General features: G+C 66.4%; 16 protein-coding genes. 13 read left to right on the forward strand and 3 right to left on the reverse strand.

The window, feature by feature from the left end; translation table 11 throughout:
• Nucleotides 1–43 precede the first annotated feature (43 nt).
• Nucleotides 44–1,348, forward strand: a complete 1,305-nt coding sequence (locus WH367_RS20885; protein WP_339537542.1) for an NtaA/DmoA family FMN-dependent monooxygenase — start codon at nucleotides 44–46, stop codon at nucleotides 1,346–1,348.
• 55 nt (nucleotides 1,349–1,403) lie between these two features.
• Complete coding sequence (locus WH367_RS20890) at nucleotides 1,404–2,636, forward strand: acyl-CoA dehydrogenase (RefSeq protein ID WP_339537543.1); 1,233 nt, start codon at nucleotides 1,404–1,406, stop codon at nucleotides 2,634–2,636.
• A gap of 15 nt (nucleotides 2,637–2,651) precedes the next feature.
• On the opposite strand, the gene WH367_RS20895 is transcribed toward WH367_RS20890, so the two are convergent.
• Nucleotides 2,652–4,226 carry an MFS transporter gene (locus tag WH367_RS20895; protein WP_339537544.1) on the reverse strand — a complete coding sequence of 525 codons (1,575 nt, stop codon included), beginning with the start codon at nucleotides 4,224–4,226 and terminating at the stop codon, nucleotides 2,652–2,654.
• 2 nt (nucleotides 4,227–4,228) lie between these two features.
• Nucleotides 4,229–4,765, reverse strand: coding sequence for a GNAT family N-acetyltransferase (locus WH367_RS20900; protein WP_339537545.1), 537 nt, complete (start codon nucleotides 4,763–4,765; stop codon nucleotides 4,229–4,231).
• An 83-nt stretch (nucleotides 4,766–4,848) separates the two neighbouring features.
• Here WH367_RS20900 and WH367_RS20905 point away from each other — a divergent pair, with 83 nt between their 5' ends.
• On the forward strand, nucleotides 4,849–5,736 hold the full coding sequence (locus WH367_RS20905; RefSeq protein WP_339537546.1) for a LysR family transcriptional regulator: 888 nt from the start codon (nucleotides 4,849–4,851) through the stop codon (nucleotides 5,734–5,736).
• Here the strand turns inward: WH367_RS20905 and WH367_RS20910 are convergent.
• A complete protein-coding gene (locus WH367_RS20910; protein WP_339537547.1) occupies nucleotides 5,718–7,136 on the reverse strand; it encodes a short-chain fatty acyl-CoA regulator family protein in 1,419 nt (472 codons plus the stop codon). The two genes, WH367_RS20905 and WH367_RS20910, sit on opposite strands and share 19 nt — an antisense overlap.
• Nucleotides 7,137–7,295: 159 nt before the next feature.
• Here WH367_RS20910 and WH367_RS20915 point away from each other — a divergent pair, with 159 nt between their 5' ends.
• The 10 genes from WH367_RS20915 to WH367_RS20960 all read left to right on the forward strand — a co-directional run bounded on the left by WH367_RS20915 (nucleotide 7,296) and on the right by WH367_RS20960 (nucleotide 18,739).
• Complete coding sequence (locus WH367_RS20915; RefSeq protein ID WP_339517845.1) at nucleotides 7,296–7,694, forward strand: acyl-CoA thioesterase; 399 nt, start codon at nucleotides 7,296–7,298, stop codon at nucleotides 7,692–7,694.
• The gene (prpC, locus tag WH367_RS20920; RefSeq protein ID WP_021028191.1) at nucleotides 7,691–8,869 is read left to right on the forward strand and encodes a bifunctional 2-methylcitrate synthase/citrate synthase; all 1,179 of its coding nucleotides are present in this window, start codon (nucleotides 7,691–7,693) and stop codon (nucleotides 8,867–8,869) included. Before WH367_RS20915 ends, prpC begins: the two co-directional genes overlap by 4 nt.
• Before the next feature lie 85 nt (nucleotides 8,870–8,954).
• Nucleotides 8,955–11,594, forward strand: coding sequence for a Fe/S-dependent 2-methylisocitrate dehydratase AcnD (gene acnD / locus WH367_RS20925; RefSeq protein ID WP_339537548.1), 2,640 nt, complete (start codon nucleotides 8,955–8,957; stop codon nucleotides 11,592–11,594).
• 25 nt (nucleotides 11,595–11,619) lie between these two features.
• Nucleotides 11,620–12,819, forward strand: a complete 1,200-nt coding sequence (gene prpF / locus WH367_RS20930; protein ID WP_339537549.1) for a 2-methylaconitate cis-trans isomerase PrpF — start codon at nucleotides 11,620–11,622, stop codon at nucleotides 12,817–12,819.
• A gap of 15 nt (nucleotides 12,820–12,834) precedes the next feature.
• The gene (locus WH367_RS20935) at nucleotides 12,835–13,695 is read left to right on the forward strand and encodes an isocitrate lyase/PEP mutase family protein (RefSeq protein WP_339537550.1); all 861 of its coding nucleotides are present in this window, start codon (nucleotides 12,835–12,837) and stop codon (nucleotides 13,693–13,695) included.
• A gap of 130 nt (nucleotides 13,696–13,825) precedes the next feature.
• Nucleotides 13,826–14,515: a response regulator gene (locus WH367_RS20940; RefSeq protein ID WP_260719303.1), complete on the forward strand. Its 690-nt coding sequence runs from the start codon at nucleotides 13,826–13,828 to the stop codon at nucleotides 14,513–14,515.
• A 69-nt stretch (nucleotides 14,516–14,584) separates the two neighbouring features.
• On the forward strand, nucleotides 14,585–15,421 hold the full coding sequence (locus WH367_RS20945; protein WP_339537551.1) for a hypothetical protein: 837 nt from the start codon (nucleotides 14,585–14,587) through the stop codon (nucleotides 15,419–15,421).
• 7 nt (nucleotides 15,422–15,428) lie between these two features.
• On the forward strand, nucleotides 15,429–16,493 hold the full coding sequence (locus WH367_RS20950; protein ID WP_339517857.1) for a sensor histidine kinase: 1,065 nt from the start codon (nucleotides 15,429–15,431) through the stop codon (nucleotides 16,491–16,493).
• A 144-nt stretch (nucleotides 16,494–16,637) separates the two neighbouring features.
• On the forward strand, nucleotides 16,638–17,285 hold the full coding sequence (locus tag WH367_RS20955; protein ID WP_339537552.1) for a GbsR/MarR family transcriptional regulator: 648 nt from the start codon (nucleotides 16,638–16,640) through the stop codon (nucleotides 17,283–17,285).
• Between the two features lie 11 nt (nucleotides 17,286–17,296).
• The gene (locus WH367_RS20960) at nucleotides 17,297–18,739 is read left to right on the forward strand and encodes a TolC family protein (protein WP_339537553.1); all 1,443 of its coding nucleotides are present in this window, start codon (nucleotides 17,297–17,299) and stop codon (nucleotides 18,737–18,739) included.

Here is an 18,739-nt window from a genome sequence, read left to right on the forward strand (position 1 = left end):
CTGCGCTGAACCTATTTTTGATATCCCCAGTGTGCCCCACACGATGAGCCAGCCTACCCAACTCCACCTCAACCTCAATATCTATGGCGCAGGCGCCCATGCCGCTGCGTGGCTGTGGCCGCAGAACGACCCGCTGTGGCCGGTAACCCCCGACTATTTTGTCCGCCTGGCCCAGACCGCAGAGCGGGGAGGCTTTGATGCGGTGTTCTTCTCGGACCGCGCGGCTTTTCCCGGCAACAGCCTGCACCGGCCGTTTCCGGCGATCGAGCCCAGCATTTTGCTGGCCCTGATTGCGGCCAAGACCCAGCACATCGGCCTGTTGGCAACCGTGTCTTCGTCGTACAACGAGCCCTTCAATATTGCGCGGCGCTTTGCGTCGCTCGACCTGGTCAGTGGCGGGCGCTCGGGGGTAAACATCGTCACCTCGGCCGATGTCGAGGCCGCGCGCAACTTTGGCCGCAGCGCGCCGCTGGCGCATGCCGACCGCTACCGGCGCGCGGCAGAGTTCAGCCAGGTGCTCAAGGACCTGTGGGCCAGCTGGGGGCCCGGCGGCATTGTGGCCGACCGCGCCACGGGCCAGTACTTTGACCCGGCGCAGATCCGCCCGATTGCGCACCAGGGTGAGTTCTTTGCGGTCGAAGGTCCCATCAATGTGCCGCCCAGCCCGCAAGGCCGGCCGCTGGTGGTGCAGGCCGGAGGCTCGGACGCGGGCTTGGACCTGGCCGCCCTGCATGCCGATGCGGTGTTCACCCTGGCGCCTTCGCTGGCGCAGGCGCAAAGCTACCGCCAGGCGCTCGATGCCCGGCTCAAGGCGCTGGGCCGTGCCAGCAGCGCCGTCAAGGTCTTCCCCGGCCTGGTCACCGTGCTGGGTGCCACCGAGCAGGCCGCGCAGCAGCGCGCCCAGGCGCTGGCCGATCTGGTGCCGATCGAGCAGGGGCTCAACTACCTGTCGGACCTGCTGCAAACCCGCTTTGGCCATGCCGACCTGGACCAGCCGCTGCCCGCTGACCTGCAACTGCCGGACAACGGCATGACTACCTTTGCCAAGAACGTGGTGGATAAGGCGCGCAGCCATGGCTGGACGGTGCGGGAGCTCATTCGTGCGCAAAACGGCGGCGGCAGCAACCACAACACCATCGTCGGCACGCCCGAGCAGGTGGCCGACTACATGCTGAGCTGGTTCCGCAGTGGTGCCATCGATGGCTTCAACCTGATGCACGACGTGCTGCCCTCGGGCCTGGAAGACTTTGTCGACCAGGTGGTGCCGCTGCTGCGCAAAGCCGGCGTTTACCGCGAGGGCTACAGCGCCAGCACCTTGCGCGGCAACCTGGGCCTGGCTGCGGCCTGACCCCCTCTCCCTACACACCCGCCGGGCCCGGCCCGCGCTTTTTGCAGAACCGTTTATGAAAATCGACCATCCCCAGACCCTGACCCCTGCTGCGCAGACCGCCACCAGCGGAACCGCCAGCGCCGACTGGCAAGCGCTGTTTGACGAGATCGCCGCTGGCTCGGCCGAGCGCGAGGAAAAGCGCATTCTGCCGTTTGCGCAGATCCAGGCCTTGAAGGAGCAGCGCTTTGGTGCCTACCGCCTGCCGGTGGCCGAGGGCGGCACGGGGGCCAGCATTGCGGGGCTGATGGAGCAGGTGATTGCGCTGGGCGCAGCCGACTCCAACGTCGCGCATATCCTGCGCAACCACTTTGTCTTTGTGGAGCGCTTTGCGCGCAACCCTGTCAGTGCGCAGGCGCATTTCTGGCGCGATCAGGTGGCCCAGGGGGCGATCTTTGGCCTGGCCAATACCGAGCTGGCGCAGGCCAGAAGCGGCGAGAAGACCTTCACCCGCCTGGTGCCCGACGGCGCGCATTTCCGCATGACGGGCGCCAAGTTCTACAGCACCGGCAGCCTGTATGCGGATTTTGTCATCGTGCGGGCGCGCGATGCGCAAGAGCGCGATGTCACTGCGATCATCCCCACGCGGCGCGAAGGCGTGAACCTGGTCGATGACTGGGACGCCATGGGCCAGCGCATGACCGGCAGCGGCACCACCTTGTTCGAGCATGTGCGGGTCGAGCCCGAGGAAATCATTGTGGACAGCGCCGGTACTGGCTACAGCCGGCCTTACAAGAGCACCTTGCCGCAGCTCTTTCTGACGGCGGTGAACACCGGCATCCTGCGCGCCATTGTGCGTGATGCGTCGGCGATGCTGCACAAGCGCTCGCGCAAGGGTTTCTTCTTTGCCGCTGCCGATACCCCGGCGCAAGACCCGCTGCTGCTGAAGATCGTCGGCGACCTGTCAGCCCAGCTGTTTGCCGCTGAAGCGGTGGTGGCAGCAGCCAGCCATGCGCAGGATGCGTCGCTCGCCACCGCCGAAGGCGACCCCGCCTTGAAGGATACGGCCCACCATGCGGCGGTGCTGGCCGCCAAGGCCAAGCTCATCGTCGATGGCCTGGTGCTGCAGGCTGGCACGGCAGTGTTTGACCTGGGTGGTGCCTCGTCGACCTTGCGCACGCAGAACCTGGACCGCCACTGGCGCAATGCCCGCACCGTGGCATCGCACAACCCGGCGCTGTACAAGGCGCTGGCGCTGGGCAAGCTGGCGGTGCATGGCGAGCCGCTGCCCGACAAGGACTTTTTCTAACGCGCCTTTTGGGGGTCAGCGCCCTTCACCCGGGACACCGGGCACGGCGTTGGCCGCTGGCTTTGCGGACGGGCTGCGCCGCTTGGGGCTTCCACTGCGCAGCAGGGCGACGGCCAGCGCGGCGGCCAGCACCAGCACCACGGCAGTGGCCATCACGGCGATAAAGCCCTGGTCAAACGCGGCATGGGCCAGGCCCAGCAGCTGCGTGGCAGCCTGCGGCGGCAGCTTTTCTGCAGCCAACAAAGCCGCATCGATGCCGTCGCTAGCGCCTTTGGCCCCGCCAGCGGCGCCTTGCAGGCTGTCTGGCAGCACCAGGCTGCTGGTGTAGCGCCAGGACAGCACGCTGCCCAGCAAGGCCACGCCCAGCACGCCACCAAACTCGTAGGACACCTCTTCGACCGAGGCGGCCATGCCGGCATGCTCGGGCGGCGCGCTGTTCATCACCGCGTTCGATGCGGCGGTGATGGTGGCGCCCACACCCAGGCCCAGGACGGCCAGCACCGCGATTTTCTGCAGGCCATGGGCATCGCTGTTGAGGCTCATGGCCAGCGCGCACAGCGCCACGGCGGTGACGAGGAGGCCGCCCACAATCAGCTGGTGGGTGCCCAGGCGCGACAGTGCCCAGCCGGCAATGGGGCCGGCGACAAAGGCGGCCACGGGGATTGGCAAAATGGCCAGTCCCGCTTGCAGGGGGCTGAGGCCCAGCACCAGCTGCAGGCGCTGGCTGAACACCAGCTCCACCCCGACCAGGGCCACAGCAGCCACCACGGCAGCCACCACACCGCCCGAGAACGTCGGAATGCGGAACAGACGCAGCTCGATCAGCGGCTGGGGCCGGCTGAGCTGGCGGCGGATAAAGACCCACAGCACAGCGGCACTGAGCAGCCCCATCAGCACGGCAAACACGAGCGATGGCGCGGGCTTGGCCAGCTCCTTGATGCCCAGCACCAGGCTGACCATGGCGACCATGGCCTGCAGCGAGCTGGTGTAGTCCCAGCCGGCCAGGCTGGCCTTGGTGCTCAGGCGGTCTGCAGGAATGAGCCAGACGGTCAGCACCAGCGCCAGCGCCACGATGGGCACATTGACCAGAAACACCGAGCCCCACCAGAAGTACTCCAGCAGCACACCGCCCACCACCGGGCCAAGCGCTGCGCCCCCCGAGGCGACCGAGGCCCAGATGCCAATGGCGACCGAGCGCTCGCGCTGGTCGGGAAAGCTCATGCGGATGATGGCCAGCGTGGCAGGCATCATGATGGCCGCACCCAGGCCCAGCACGGCGCGCGCGGCAATCAGCAGCCCGGCATTGGGCGCATAGGCGGCTGCCAGCGAGGCGGCGCCAAAGATCGCCAGGCCGAGCATGAACATGCGGCGGTAGCCCAGGCGGTCGCCCAGCGCGCCCGTGCTCAGCAGCAGGCCCGCGACCACCAGCGCATAGGCGTTGACGATCCACAGCTTCATCGAGGTGGAGGCGGCCAGGTCATGGGTGAGGGTCGGCAGGGCGGTGTAGAGCACCGTCATGTCAACGACGATCAGCAGCAGCGCCATCGACACAATGGCCAGCACCAGCCATCTTTTGGAATGCAATGCCATGGTCAAACTCCCAACTCTTTCATCATCGTGACGGACACGGGCTGGCAGCCCAGGCGCTCAAACAGCCGGTGCGCCCCTTGGTTGCCGATACCGCTTTCCAGAAACAGGCGCTGCACGCCTTCTGCCTGGAGCTGGGCGCAGACCCAGCCAAACAAGGCCTCGCCCAAGCCCTGGCCGCGCACGGCGGGGTTGACCACCAGGTCGTCCAAGGTGGCAAACGGGGTGGGCGCAAGCTGGGCCTCGTCGAGCGCGACAAAGGCAACGCCGACCAGCGTATCGCCCTGGTGGGCGGTGGCGATGCGCTGCATCGCGTTGGCTTCGGGCGCGGCCAACGTGGCCTCAATCTGCAGCGCCATGTTGTCGGCCAGCTGGGGGCTCCATTGGCCCGGTGCGATGGCGCGCGGGGACTGCAGCTCGCCATGGGAGATGTAATGGGGGCTGAGCTGGCCCATGAACAGCGCCAGGATCGCTGGCGACTGCGCGGGGTCATGGCACCAGGCCATCGTCAGGGCTGGTGCGGGGGTGTGGATCGATTGCATGGGTCCGATATTGCGCCATAAAAATCGATTGATAAAGTTGGAATCCATCAATAAAGCAGATGGATAGGCTACAGTAGTGGGCTATGGAATGGACCGTTGAACAACTGCGGCAGTTTGTCGCCACCGCCGACAGTGGCTCTTTCTCTGCCGCTGCACGTAGCCTGGGCAAGGCCCAGTCGGCAGTCAGCACGGCCGTGGGCATGCTGGAAGTGGACCTGGGCGTGGTGCTGTTTGACCGCTCGCACCGCAATGCCCAGCTCACCGATGCGGGCCGGGTGCTGCTGCTCGAGGCGCGCGAGCTGCTGCGCCAGGCCGAGCAGCTGGACCAGCGCGCGCAGGCGCTGAGCGGCGGGGCCGATGCCGAGCTGTCGCTGGCGATTGACGAGGCGCTGCCCTATACGGCGGTGGCCAGCTTGCTGCGCGAGATGGCGCAGCAGTACCCGGGCCTGGAGCTGCTGCTGCTCAATGGCACCGCCAGCGAGGTGGCCGACTATGTGGGTGAGGGCAGGGCGGGCATGGCCCTGCATATCGACCGGGGCCCGGTGCTGCAGCATTTTGAGCAGCGCCACCTGGGCATCGTGCGCCAGGGGGTGTTTGTGGCGACCGACCACCCGCTCGCCGACGGCCGGGTGGTGGGCCTGCAGCAACTGGCCCAGCACCGCCAGCTGCTGATGCATACCGAGGATGTGCACGAGCGCGCCTACAGCCCGCGCGTGTGGCGCTCGGACAGCTTCTACAACATCGCCGACATGGTGGCCGACAAGCTGGGCTGGGCGGTGCTGCCAGTCAATATCGCGCACTACGAAGGCAACCGCCAGGCGCTGCGCGAGGTGCCTTGCCCAGCGCTGGCGCTGCCCCCGCTGTCGGTGCGCATGCTCTGGCGCCAGGGCGCGCAGCGCAGCCCGACGGCGCAGTATGTCGAGCGGCGTTTTGGCCAGCTGCTGGCGGAGATTCAGACGCCCGAGCCGTAGGGGGTGAGGCGGCTGGCGTTCTCGTCGACGGCCAGGCCTTTGCCCAGGTAGGGAAAGGCGCGCTGCGGGCAGTGGTCGCGCTCGCAGACCTTGCAGCCCATGCCAATCGGCGTGGCCAGCTCCGGGTCCTGCAGGTCGATGCCCTTGGCATAGACGAGGCGCGCTGCATGGCGCAGGTCACAGCCCAGGCCGATGGAAAATGTCTTGCGCGGCGCGCCATAGCCGCGCTGCCCGCCCGAGACCGAGCGCGCAATCCACAGGTAGCGCCGGCCATCGGGCATGGCCGCGACCTGGGCCAGCACCTGGCCGGGCTGGCCAAAGGCCTCGTAGACATTCCACAGCGGGCAGGTGCCGCCGGTGCGGCTGAAATGGAAATGCGTGGCCGACTGGCGCTTGGAGATATTGCCGGCCCGGTCCACCCGTACAAAGAAAAACGGCACGCCCGGGCTGGCTGGCCGCTGCAGGGTGCTCAGCCGGTGGCAGACGGTCTCAAAGCCCACGGCAAAGCGCTGGCCGAGCAGGTCAATGTCATAGCCCAGCGCCTCGGCGGCTTGTAGAAAGGGTCCATAGGGCAGCAGCAGGGCGCCGGCAAAATAGTTGGCCAGGCCCAGCCGCGCCAGCCGGCGGGCGGCGGGGTCGCTGATGAGTGTTGGCACCTGGCTGAGGCTGTCGAGCGTGTCGCCGATCTCGAGCAGCGCCAGCTGGGTGGCAAGCTGGAACGCCTGCTGCGCAGTGCCCAGCGCAGAGGACAGCTGCAACAGGCGCGAGGCGGGGTCGAACTGGCGTTTGCTCGCGCCTGCGCTGTCCACAAACTCCACCCGCACCTGGTGCGCCAGCGCCAGGCGCTCACGCAGCCAGTCGGCCAGCGGCCTGCCCGGGCGCTCTGCCTGGGCCTGGGCAGCCAGGCTTTCGGCGGCGCGGTCCACCGCATCAAAGTAGTTCTGGTGCGAGAAGAAGAAATCGCGCACCACCTCAAACGGCATGGCGGCGAGCTGGCTGCTGCCGGCGCGGTCATCGCCCAGCTGTAGCGACAGCGCTTCGAGCCGCTCCTTGGTCTCCAGATGGCGGCGGTACAGCGCCACCACCGCTGCGCCCAGCGCCGGCATTTGTGTGGCCACCTCTTGCAGCTCAGGCAGCGCAATGGCCTCGGGCGCATCGGCGAGCGCTTCGCGCAGCCCCGCCACCAGGCGCGCCTCTTCGTCTTCGGAGAACTGCTGGATATCCACGCCCAGGCTGCGGTGCAGTTTGAGCAGCACCGACACCGTCAGCGGCCGCTGGTTTTGCTCGATCTGGTTGAGGTAGCTGGGCGAGAGCCCCAGCGCATGGGCCAGCGCAATCTGGGACAGATTGCGTTCGGCGCGCAGCTTGCGCAGCTTGACGCCCATAAAGGTTTTTTTCATCGCAGAGTCTTTCGCGTCAACAGGGGCGCTGGCATGGCAGGGGCGGTGGAGTACCCAGATTCTACATTTCGCAAAATTCGCAAAATGCCGATTTTCATTCGCAGAAATTCGCCATTTCAGTGCTGTTCACTCCTTTGTATTTTGCGTAAATTGCGAAACATGACAACACCTACCGGATTCGCCGAGTTGCAAGAGCTGGTACTGCCGGCGCTGGCCAACCACCACGGCACGCTGTTTGCGGGCCAGGGTTTGCAGCTGATGGCCAAGGCCGCGTTTTTGGCGGCACGGAGCCTGGCGCAACGCGAAGTCGTGATGGCCGCCGTCAGCCGGGTGGACTTTGTGGCACCGGCACCAGTGGGCCATGCCCTGACCTTGCGCGCCTGGGTCAGCCGTGTAGGCCGCAGCTCGATGACGGTGTGCGTCACCGGCTCGGCTGCGCTGCCGGGAACGCCGCCCGAGCTGGTGCTCCAAGGTTTGTTTGACATGGTGGCCGTCGATGCCAAAGGCCGGCCCATTCCCCTCGATTGCGCATATTTGAACCAGGAACCCCTGCTATGACCACCACGACCGCCGAGGCCACCGCGCCCACCATGCCTTCGACCTTCAAGCCCAAGAAATCGGTTGCGCTCTCGGGCGTGACGGCGGGCAACACCGCCTTGTGCACCGTAGGGCGCAGCGGCAATGACCTGCACTACCGGGGCTATGACATTTTGGACATGGCCCAGGTCTGCGAGTTTGAAGAGATCGCCCACCTGCTGGTGCATGGCAAGCTGCCCAACCGCGCCGAGCTGCGCGCCTACAAGGACAAGCTCAAGGCGCTGCGCGGCCTGCCCGCGAGCGTCAAGCAGGCGCTGGAGCAGCTGCCCGCCGCCAGCCACCCGATGGATGTGATGCGCACGGGGGTATCGGTGCTGGGCTGCACCCTGCCCGAGAAGGACGACCACAACCTGCCCGGCGCGCGCGACATTGCCGACCGCCTGATGGCGTCGCTCGGCTCCATGCTGCTGTACTGGTACCACTTCAGCACCTCGGGCAAGTGCATCGATGTGGAGACGGATGACGACTCGATTGGCGCGCATTTTCTGCACCTGCTGCATGGCAAAAAGCCCAGTGCGCTGTGGGAGCGGGCCATGCATACCTCGCTCAATCTGTATGCCGAGCACGAGTTCAATGCCTCAACTTTTACCGCTCGCGTGGTGGCCGGTACCGGCAGCGATATGTATTCGTCGATCACCGGTGCGATCGGCGCGCTGCGCGGCCCCAAGCATGGCGGCGCCAACGAGGTGGCCTTCGAGATCCAGAAGCGCTACGACAGCGCCGATGCCGCCGAGGCCGATATCCGCAGCCGGGTGAAGAACAAGGAGGTGGTGATTGGCTTTGGCCACCCGGTCTACACCGTCAGCGACCCGCGCAATGTCGTCATCAAGGGCGTTGCCAGGGAGCTGTCGCTGGAGGCCGGCTCGACCAAGATGTATGACATTGCCGAGCGCCTGGAGGCCGTGATGTGGGAGGCCAAGAAGATGTTCCCCAACCTCGACTGGTTCAGCGCCGTGAGCTACCACATGATGGGCGTGCCCACTGCCATGTTCACGCCGCTCTTTGTGATTGCGCGCACCAGCGGCTGGGCGGCGCATGTGATCGAGCAGCGGGTGGACAACAAGATCATCCGCCCCAGCGCGCACTACACGGGGCCGGAAGACCAGGTGTTCCAGCCCATCGACCAGCGCAGCTGAGCTGCCGGCCGGCCCGACCTTCTACAGATCTATATAGAAAAGCGACACCCTGCGGGCCGCCCAGCCCGCCGGTCCGCACTGCCCCATGAACAGCAATTACCGACAAGCACTGGCCGGCACCGGCCTCGATTATTTTGATGCGCAGGCGGCAGTCGATGCGCTGGCGCCCGGCGCCTGGGCGCAGCTGCCGTATACGGCGCGGGTGCATGCCGAAAACCTGGTGCGCCGCGCCGACCCGGCCTACTTGCCGGACTACCTGCGCCAGCTGATCGAGCGCAGGCGCGATATCGACTTTCCCTGGTTCCCCGTGCGCGTGGTCTGCCATGACATCCTGGGCCAGACGGCCTTGGTGGACCTGGCGGGCCTGCGCGATGCGATTGCCCAGGCGGGCGGCGATCCGTCCGCCGTCAACCCGGTGGTGCCGGTGCAGCTGATCGTCGACCATTCGCTGGCTGTCGAATGCGGCGGGTTTGACCCGCAGGCCTTTGAGAAAAACCGGGCGATCGAGGACCGCCGCAATGAGGACCGCTTCCATTTCATCGAATGGAGCAAGCGGGCCTTTGCGAACGTGGATGTGATTCCCGCAGGCAACGGCATCATGCACCAGATCAATCTGGAGAAGATGTCGCCGGTGGTCTATGTGCAGGATGGGGTCGCCTTTCCCGATACCTGCGTGGGCACCGACAGCCACACGCCGCATGTCGATGCGCTGGGCGTGATTGCGGTGGGCGTGGGCGGCCTGGAGGCCGAGAACGTGATGCTGGGCCGGGCCTCGTGGATGCGGCTGCCCGATATTGTCGGCGTGTCCTTGAGCGGCCAGTCCCAGCCGGGCATTACCGCGACCGACATTGTGCTGGCGCTCACCGAGTTCCTGCGCCAGCAAAAAGTGGTGGGCGCCTATCTGGAGTTTTATGGCGAGGGCGCGCGCAGCCTCTCGGTTGGTGACCGGGCCACCATTGCCAATATGTGCCCGGAGTATGGCGCCACTGCCGCGCTGTTCGCGGTGGATGCGCAGACCTTGGCCTACCTGCGGCTGACGGGCCGGGAGGAAGCGCAGGTGCAGCTGGTCGAGACCTATGCCAGGACCGCCGGCTTTTGGGCGGACAGCCTGCAGGAGGTGCAGTACGAGCGGGTGCTGCAGTTTGACCTGTCGACCGTGGTGCGCAATATGGCGGGTCCGTCCAACCCGCACCGGCGCCTGCCGACCTCGCAGCTGGCCGCGCGCGGCATTGCCGGCGCCGAGCCCCTGGCGCTGGCGCGCGCCCAGGAAGCCCAGGGCCTGTTGCCCGATGGTGCAGTGATCATTGCGGCGATCACCAGCTGCACCAACACCAGCAACCCGCGCAATGTGATCGCTGCGGCGCTGCTGGCGCGCAATGCGCGGCGCCTGGGCCTCACGCGCAAGCCCTGGGTCAAGACCTCGCTCGCGCCCGGATCGAAGGCGGTGCAGCTGTACCTGCAAGAGGCAGGTCTGCTGGAGGACCTGGAGGCGCTGGGCTTTGGCATCGTCGCCTTTGCCTGCACCACCTGCAATGGCATGAGCGGCGCGCTCGATGCGCAGATCCAGCAGCAGATCATTGAGCGCGACCTCTACACCACCGCGGTGCTCTCGGGCAACCGCAATTTCGACGGCCGCATCCACCCCTATGCCAAGCAGGCGTTTCTGGCCTCGCCCCCGCTGGTGGTGGCCTATGCGATGGCGGGCACCATCCGCTTTGACATCGAAAAGGATGTGCTCGCCGTCGTGAACGGGCAGGAGATCCGGCTGCAGGACCTGTGGCCGAGTGACGCGGAGATCGATGCCGTGGTGGCTAAGGCGGTCAAGCCTGCGCAGTACCGCGCGGTGTACGAGCCCATGTTTGCGATCCAGGCAGACAACGGTGAGCGCGCTGCGCCGCAGTATGCCTGGCGCCCCCAGTCCACCTATATCCGCCGGCCGCCGTACTGGGACACCGAGGGCGTGGGCGCGCTGGCCGCGCATCCGCGCACGCTCAAGGGGATGCGGCCGCTGGCCCTGCTGCCCGACAACATCACCACCGACCACCTCTCGCCATCCAACGCCATTCTGCCCAGCTCGGCCGCTGGCGAGTACCTGGCCAAGATGGGCCTGCCCGAGGAGGACTTCAACTCCTACGCCACCCACCGGGGCGACCACCTAACGGCCATGCGCGCCACCTTTGCCAACCCCCAGCTGGTCAACGAGATGGCCGTGGTCGGTGGCCAGGTGCAAAAAGGCTCGCTGGCCCGTATCGAGCCCGAGGGGCAGGTGGTGCGCATGTGGGAGGCGATGGAGACCTATCTGCAGCGCCGCCAGCCGCTGATCATCATTGCCGGTGCCGACTATGGCCAGGGCTCCAGCCGCGACTGGGCCGCCAAGGGCGTGCGCCTGGCGGGGGTGGAGGCAGTGGTGGCCGAGGGCTTTGAGCGTATCCACCGCACCAACCTGATCGGCATGGGCGTGCTGCCTTTGGAGTTCCAGCCCGGCACGACACGCAAGACGCTGCAATTGGACGGTACGGAGACCTATGATGTGGAAGGTGAGCGCACAGCGCGCGCTACGCTGAGCCTGGTGATCTGGCGCCGCAGCGGCCTGGTGGACCGCGTGCCGCTGATCTGCCGCCTCGATACCGGCGAGGAGCTGTCTGTCTACGAGGCGGGCGGCGTGCTGCAGCGCTTTGCGCAGGATTTTCTGGCATCGCGCGCGGCGCAACCGGCCCCGGTGTGAATGCCTAGCTTTTTTCTGAATAACCATGACGAACCTGACCGCCCATCCTCCCCAGATCAAGATCCCCGCCATTTATATGCGGGGCGGCACCAGCAAGGGGGTGTTCTTCCATGTCCCGGATTTGCCGCTGCCCGCGCAGCAGCCTGGGCCGGCGCGCGATGCGATCTTGCTGCGCACCCTGGGCAGCCCCGACCCCTATGGCAAGCAGATCGATGGCCTGGGCAATGCGTCGTCGAGCACCAGCAAGGCGGTGCTGCTGGCCAGGAGCACACGCGCTGACCATGATGTGGACTATCTGTTTGGCCAGGTCGCTATCGACAAGCCCTTGGTGGACTGGAGTGGCAACTGCGGCAACCTCTCGGCCGCCGTCGGCCCTTGCGCGATCGCGATGGGCCTGATCGACCCGGCCCGCATCCCGCAGGACGGCGTTTGCACGGTGCGCATCTGGCAGGCCAATATCGGCAAGACCATCATGGCCCAGGTGCCCGTCTGCAACGGACAGGTGCAGGAGACCGGCGAGTTTGAACTGGACGGTGTGAGCTTTCCCGCTGCCGAGGTACAGCTGGCCTTTATGGACCCGGCCGACGAGGGCGAAGACGGTGGCGCGATGTTCCCCACCGGCCAGCTGGTGGACCAGCTCGATGTGCCAGGGGTGGGCCGCTTTGCCGCGACCTTGATCAATGCGGGCATCCCGACGATCTTTCTCAATGCGCAAGACCTGGGCTACAGCGGCTGCGAGCTGCAGGGCGACATCAATGGCGATGCGCAGGCCTTGGCGCGCCTGGAAGCGATTCGTGCCCATGGCGCCCTCAAGATGGGCCTGATCCAGGACCTGGCCGAGGCCGCGAGCCGCCAGCACACGCCCAAGATTGCCTTTGTGGCGCCGCCTGCCAGCTACACGGCATCGAGCGGCAAGGCGGTGGAGGCGCAGGACGTGGACTTGCTGGTGCGGGCGCTGTCGATGGGCCAGCTGCACCACGCGATGATGGGCACGGCAGCGGTGGCCATTGGCACGGCAGCGGCGGTGCCGGGCACCCTGGTCAACCTGGCTGCCGGTGGCGGCGAGCGCAGTGCGGTGCGCTTTGGCCACCCCTCGGGAACCCTGCGGGTGGGAGCGGAGGCACGCCTGCAGGATGGCCAGTGGGTGGTGACCAAGGCGCTGATGAGCCGCAGCGCACGCATTCTGATGGAAGGCGCCGTGCGGGTGCCGGGCGATTGTTTTTGAACGGGAGACGGTGGAATGGATACCAAGCAACTGCTGAAAGACATGGTGGCGGCGCGCCGGGGCGTGCTGGTGCCGGGGGCCTTCAATGCGCTGTCGGCCAAGGTGATCGAGGACCTGGGCTTTGAGGCGATTTATGTGACCGGCGCGGGTGTGACCAATATGTGGCTGGGCCTGCCGGACCAGGGCTTTATGGGCCTCGCTGAGATCGCCGACCACACGGCGCGCATCCGCGATACGGTCAGTGTGCCCTTGCTGGTCGATGCCGATACCGGCTTTGGCAATGCGCTCAATGTCTACCACACGGTGCGCACCCTGGAGCGCGCCGGTGCCGACTGCATCCAGCTCGAAGACCAGGTGGCGCCCAAGCGCTGCGGGCATTTCAACGGCAAGGAGGTGGTCTCCACCGAAGAGGCAGTGAGCAAGATCAAGGCCGCCGTCGATGCCCGGCGCGACCCGAACCTGCTGATCATGGCACGCACCGATGCGGCGGCCACCCATGGCTTTGAGGCGGCGGTGGAGCGGGCCCAGCGCTTTGCCGAAGCCGGGGCCGATATTTTGTTTGTCGAGGCCGTCACCAGCGCCGAAGAGATCCGCGCGCTGCCCAAGCGGCTCGCCACCCCGCAGCTGATGAACATGGTGATTGGCGGCAAGACCCCCATTTTTGATGCCGAGCAGCTGGGCGCGCTGGGTTATGGCATCGTGCTCTATGCCAATGCGGCGCTGCAGGGCGCAGTGGCCGGCATGCAAAAGACCTTGACCGTGCTGCGCGATGAGAAGTCGGTGCAGGAAGCGAGTGGCTTGGTGGCCAGCTTTGCCGAGCGCCAGCGCCTGGTGGGCAAGCCCGAATGGGATGCACTGGAGAAGCGCTTTAGCTGATAGTTTCCCCCTGGCCACCGCCATGCGATGGTCATCCAACTGTCATGGCGCTGAAATTCACCAGTTTCAGTGAGGGGCAAGGGCCTGGGCTTGCGGAATAATTGCAGCACTTGGAATATGAACGGATCCCATGCCCACCCAGATGCTCACCGCCGATCTCGCACTGCCCGCACCCGTATTGGTGGTGGAGGACAACCCGCTGGTGCGCAACCGGCTGCAGGGCCTGCTGCAGCAGCTGGGCTACAGCAGCGATGCGCTGGTGATGGCCGGGTCGCTCGCCGAGGCACGCGCTTACCTGGCGGGCGAGGCCCACACGGTATCGCTGGTGCTGGTGGACCTGGGCCTGCCCGATGGCAGTGGTATCGAGCTGATCGAGGAGCTCCATGCCCAGGCCCCCAACCTGCCGATGCTGGTGGTGTCGGCCTGGAGCACGCAGGAGATGATCTGGGCGGCTTTGCGCGCAGGCGCCGTGGGCTATGTGCTCAAGGAGCGTGACGACATGGAGATGGCCATGGCCTTGCGCAGCGTACTGCGCGGCGGCGCGCCCATTGACCCCTTTATTGCGCGGCGCATCATTGAGGAGCTGCCGCTGCAAGCCCCGCCAGCCGTGCAGGCTGCCGACGACCCGGGCTTGAGTGCCCGCGAGCACACCATCTTGCACCTCGTGGTCGAGGGCCTGAGCAACCGCGAGATTGCCGAGCGCCTGTTTTTGTCGCGCTACACGGTCGAGTCGCACATCAAGAATGTCTACCGCAAGCTGTCGGTGTCCTCGCGCACCCAGGCCGCGCAGGAAGCGCGCCGGCGCCGTCTGGTGGATTGAGCCGCCCAGCGCTCAGCCCTTTCTCGCTTCCCCGTAACCGCCCGCCCATCCGATCTGGAGTGATTGACCGTGCCCCACACTTTTTTTGATGCGCCTTTGCTGATTCGAGACGGTATCGGCACCTGGGTCGATACGCAGGAGAAGCCCTATGTCAGCAATATCGATGGCATGCCCACATTCAAGGATAAGCTTCCCGCCGGGGTGAAGGAGCTGCAGCCTGTGGCCGGCAATCCGGTGGCCGGCAATCCGATGGCCGGTTCCCTCGAGCCCTCTTGGGGTCGCGGCTACCAGGTCAGTGGCACGCATCGCTTGCCGCCGACAACATTTGGTGACGAGACCAAGATGGAGTTCGTCGCCACCGAGGTGGTGTACGAGCCGCTGTGGGCCACGCGCGAGGCCGCTGCTGCCTTTGGCATCACCTTGATCGAGCCGGGCCAGGGGCTGCGCATGCAAAGCCCGATCCGCCATCTGGAGAACACGCCGTTCGAGTACGGTATGTTTGCCGGCCAGCAGTGTCCGTATCTGGACGAGGAGCACCGCAACCAGTTGCAGCCCACGGTGTGTACCGACTTGGAGCACCATGATTTCCCGCATGTGTTCTCCTCGGTAGATCCCCAGCTGCCGCTGGTGATTTCGGTAGGGCGTTATTGGCCGCAGCGGGATAGAATCTTTCTCGCCGATCTTTGGGTGCCCCGGGGCATGGCCTTGTACATGCCGCCCAGGCCCAAAATCCCGAATGCGGCCTATATCGATCTGCACGGCAACCGCAATTCAGCCCTGGCCTGTTGGCGGGGTGGCACACAAAGAAGTGTGCAGACCCTGACCTTGCTGCCCAAAGACAGCGGGTACTTCTACTGGTTCTGGAATGCGTTGCCGACGGTTCACCCCTTGTTGACGCAACCCTGACACCCCTATGCTCGATACGCAGCCCCGTCTACGCACCCTGGAGCCCGACACCGACAACGGCCTCTACCAAACGCTGCTGGAGTCCACGTTGGCGATTCCGTTCCGCATCGATTGGGCGAGCAAAAAGTACACCTATGTGGGGCCACAGATCGAGGCGCTGCTGGGTTGGAGCCAGGACAGCTGGCAGACGGTGAACGACTGGGCCGAGCGTATCCACCCGGACGAGCGCGACACAACGGTCAACCGCTGCGTGGGGCTGTGCCTGGCGGGCGTGGACCACGAGGCCGAGTACCGCGCACTGACCAGCGAAGGCAGCTTTGTCTGGGTGCGCGAGGTGGTGCATGTGCTGTGCGATGCGCAGGGCGAGACCACGGGCCTGATCGGTTTTACCTTCGACATCACCGAGCAGAAGAAGGCCGAGCAACTCAAGGCCGAGCTCGATGCACAAAAGCTGTCGAATGCGCGCCTGCAGGAGCGCCTGGCCCTGACCCATGACCTGCACGATGGGCTGGGCGGTTCGCTGGTGCACATGATTGCTGCCGTGGAGCAGGGCGGCGGTGGCAGCCTGACGCGGCCACAGGTGCTGTCCATGCTCAAGCACATTCGCGATGACCTGCGCCAGACGATCGACAGCAACTCCTCCGCCCAGGTGCGCGTGCCCGCGTCGCCGCAGGAGTGGCTGGCCCCGCTGCGCCACCGCTTTGCCAATCTGTTCGATGCGCTCGACATCCGCTGTGACTGGCAGTTTGCGCCCGCCTGGCGCACACCGCCTGACGCGCTGCAGTACCTGGCGATGACGCGCCTCGTCGAGGAGGGCCTCACCAATGTCATCAAGCACAGCCAGGCGCGCCAGGTGCGCCTGTCCTTTCTGCAGCCCGAGGCCGATGCGCTGGTGCTGGAGATCGAAGACGATGGCGTGGGCTTTGATGCCGCTGCCGTGGAGGCCTCGGGCCTGGGCATCGGCATGCGCTCGATGGCCGTACGTATCGGCCGCGTGGGCGGCGTGCTGGAGATCGATTCCGAGCCGGGGCGCACCCTGCTGACGGCGCGGCTGGCCTTGCGCCAGTCCTGACCACCAGGCGCGCAGCACCGCAGGGCCGACCACCACGGCCCTTTTTCCTTTTTAAGCGAGCGTTACTTCTAATAACTAGGGTCAACCCGAATTCGTTTATATTGTTCAGCGGTGACTGAACAATACGAATGAAGGACGGTGGCTGTGACCCAGCAGGACAAGGCGAAGGCGGCCTCGGCGGCCAAGAAGGCGCATGAGGCGCTTGCGGCGCGCGAGCTGTTTATCGAGCGCAATGCGATCCAGGCGGAGACCAGTGGCCTGCCCCGGATTGCCGGGCGCCTGATCGGCATCTTTTTGCTCGATGGCGGGCCCATCAGCTTTGCCGAGCTGGCCGAGCGCATGCAGGCCAGCCGCGCCAGCGTGAGCACCAATACCCGCTTGCTCGAACGCCTGGGCATCATCGAGCGTGTGGCGATGCGCGGCGAGCGCCAGGACTTTTTCAGCCTGCGCGCCAACCCCTTCTTGATCGTGCTGGAGCAGAGCATTGCCGATTGCCAGCGCTTTACGGCGTATGTGGATGAGCTGCTGACGGCCAGCCCGCTGCCCGCTGACGCCACTGCGCGCCTCAAGCAGGCGCAAGATTTCCATGCGGTAACGGCCCAGACCTTGCAGGAGCTGCTGGCCAAGTTGGCCGAGCGGCAAAAGCAGGCGGCGGCGCAACCGGTGCCTGCCCGGCGATCGGCACGTGCCGAGCGGACAGCAGCCGCTGCTACAACCACGCCCCAAGCGGCTAAGGCAGCTAAAGTGCGCCAAGCTCGCGTGCCGTCATCCAGCCGCCAAGCACCAGACTGAGTACCCGAGCCATGAAATACGTTCTATGGGCGGCCGCGCCGCTGTGCCTGGCGGCTTTGTCGGGTTGCTCGTCGGTGCCGGATGCGCGTGCGCCGGCGCCGGTGGTGGCGTCGCAGTTTTCGGTGGTGCCTGCGTCTACGGACTCCCAGCCAGCGCAGGCGGCGCCCCAGCTCGATACCTGGTGGACCCTGTTCGAGCAGCCCCAGCTCAACCGCCTGGTGGACCAGGCCTTGGCGGCCAGCACCGAGGCGCGGATGGCGCTGGCGCGGGTGCGCGAGGCCAGGGCGCTGCGCGAGGCCGCGCTGACCCAGTACCAGCCCCAAGGGGGACTTCGCGCCAGCGGCGAGCGCAGAAGCGTGCAGCGGCTGGGCGGCGCATCGGCGGGCGGCGTGGGCCTGGGCCGGCAAAGCAGCGCCGGGCTGGACCTGCAAGTGTCCTGGGAGCTCGATGTGCTGGGCCGGGGTGATGCGCTGGCGCGCCAGGCCGATGGCGACTTTGGCGCGGCGCTCTATGGCGCCTATGGCGAGCGCGCGGCCTTGGTGGCCGAAGTGGCGCGCAGCCTGTTTGAGGCCCAGCGCCTGACCGCCGCGCTGGCCGATGCCCAGGCGACGATCACCATCCAGACCCGCCTGCAGCAGGTGCTGGCGCGCAAGCTCGAGCGCGGCCTGGTGGCGCTGGCCGATGTGGCGCGGGTCGATGCCAGCTTGCTGGCAGCCCAGGCCAATGCGCTGGTGCTGCAGTCGCAGCTGGATGCCGCGCGCCGCGCCTTGCTGGTGCTGGTGGGCAGGGGGGACCAGCCCCTGTCGGCCTTGGTGCTCGATGAGAACCAGACCCAGGCTCCGGCGCTGCCGCAAGCCTTGCCGGCGGATTTGCTGGCGCGGCGCCCCGATGTGCTGCAGGCCCAGGCCCAGATGGATGCGGCCGCGGGCGGGCTGGAGCTGTCGCGCCTGGCGCTGCTGCCCAGCATCACCTTGACCCCCGGGCTGGGCCTGAACTGGCAACAGCAGGGCGCGTCGCTCAGCACCGGGCTGTGGTCGCTGGCAGGCAATGTGGCCATGCCAGTGCTGGACCGCCCGCGCTTGTTGGCCAATGCCCGCGCTCAGGGCGCTCGCGCCGAGCAGGCGGTGATCGCCTATGAGCAGGTGGTGCAGCGCGCGTTTTCCGAGACAGACCAGGCGCTGCTCCGCATGGCGCCCGATACACAGCGGCTGAAAGTGCTGGCGCAGGCCGAGGCGCGGGCGCAGACCGCCTATGAGGCGGCACGCAAGGGCTATGAGGCGGGCTTTTTTGACCTGGTGGTGGTGCTCGATGCCGAGCAGGTCTACCGCGACTCGCGCGGTGGCCTGACCCAGGCGCGCGCTGAAGCCTTGGCGCATGCGGTGCAGGTTTTCCAGGCGCTGGGTGGCGGTTGGCCCCGGGATGCGCTGGGCACCGACACCCAGAAGACAAATTGA

This window comes from Comamonas sp. MYb21, from assembly GCF_037479395.1.
In the GTDB taxonomy this organism is placed as follows: Bacteria; Pseudomonadota; Gammaproteobacteria; order Burkholderiales; family Burkholderiaceae_C; genus Comamonas.

What these genes read in the sequence shown, in the direction of transcription:
- WH367_RS20910 (WP_339537547.1), bottom strand. Translation starts at nt 7,136, where the DNA reads ATGAAAAAAACCTTTATGGGCGTCAAGCTGCGCAAGCTGCGCGCCGAA.
- WH367_RS20940 (WP_260719303.1), top strand. Translation starts at nt 13,826, where the DNA reads ATGCCCACCCAGATGCTCACCGCCGATCTCGCACTGCCCGCACCCGTA.
- prpC (WP_021028191.1), top strand. Translation starts at nt 7,691, where the DNA reads ATGACCACCACGACCGCCGAGGCCACCGCGCCCACCATGCCTTCGACC.
- WH367_RS20900 (WP_339537545.1), bottom strand. Translation starts at nt 4,765, where the DNA reads ATGCAATCGATCCACACCCCCGCACCAGCCCTGACGATGGCCTGGTGC.
- WH367_RS20885 (WP_339537542.1), top strand. Translation starts at nt 44, where the DNA reads ATGAGCCAGCCTACCCAACTCCACCTCAACCTCAATATCTATGGCGCA.
- prpF (WP_339537549.1), top strand. Translation starts at nt 11,620, where the DNA reads ATGACGAACCTGACCGCCCATCCTCCCCAGATCAAGATCCCCGCCATT.
- WH367_RS20915 (WP_339517845.1), top strand. Translation starts at nt 7,296, where the DNA reads ATGACAACACCTACCGGATTCGCCGAGTTGCAAGAGCTGGTACTGCCG.
- WH367_RS20960 (WP_339537553.1), top strand. Translation starts at nt 17,297, where the DNA reads ATGAAATACGTTCTATGGGCGGCCGCGCCGCTGTGCCTGGCGGCTTTG.
- WH367_RS20950 (WP_339517857.1), top strand. Translation starts at nt 15,429, where the DNA reads ATGCTCGATACGCAGCCCCGTCTACGCACCCTGGAGCCCGACACCGAC.
- WH367_RS20890 (WP_339537543.1), top strand. Translation starts at nt 1,404, where the DNA reads ATGAAAATCGACCATCCCCAGACCCTGACCCCTGCTGCGCAGACCGCC.
- WH367_RS20895 (WP_339537544.1), bottom strand. Translation starts at nt 4,226, where the DNA reads ATGGCATTGCATTCCAAAAGATGGCTGGTGCTGGCCATTGTGTCGATG.
- acnD (WP_339537548.1), top strand. Translation starts at nt 8,955, where the DNA reads ATGAACAGCAATTACCGACAAGCACTGGCCGGCACCGGCCTCGATTAT.
- WH367_RS20935 (WP_339537550.1), top strand. Translation starts at nt 12,835, where the DNA reads ATGGATACCAAGCAACTGCTGAAAGACATGGTGGCGGCGCGCCGGGGC.
- WH367_RS20905 (WP_339537546.1), top strand. Translation starts at nt 4,849, where the DNA reads ATGGAATGGACCGTTGAACAACTGCGGCAGTTTGTCGCCACCGCCGAC.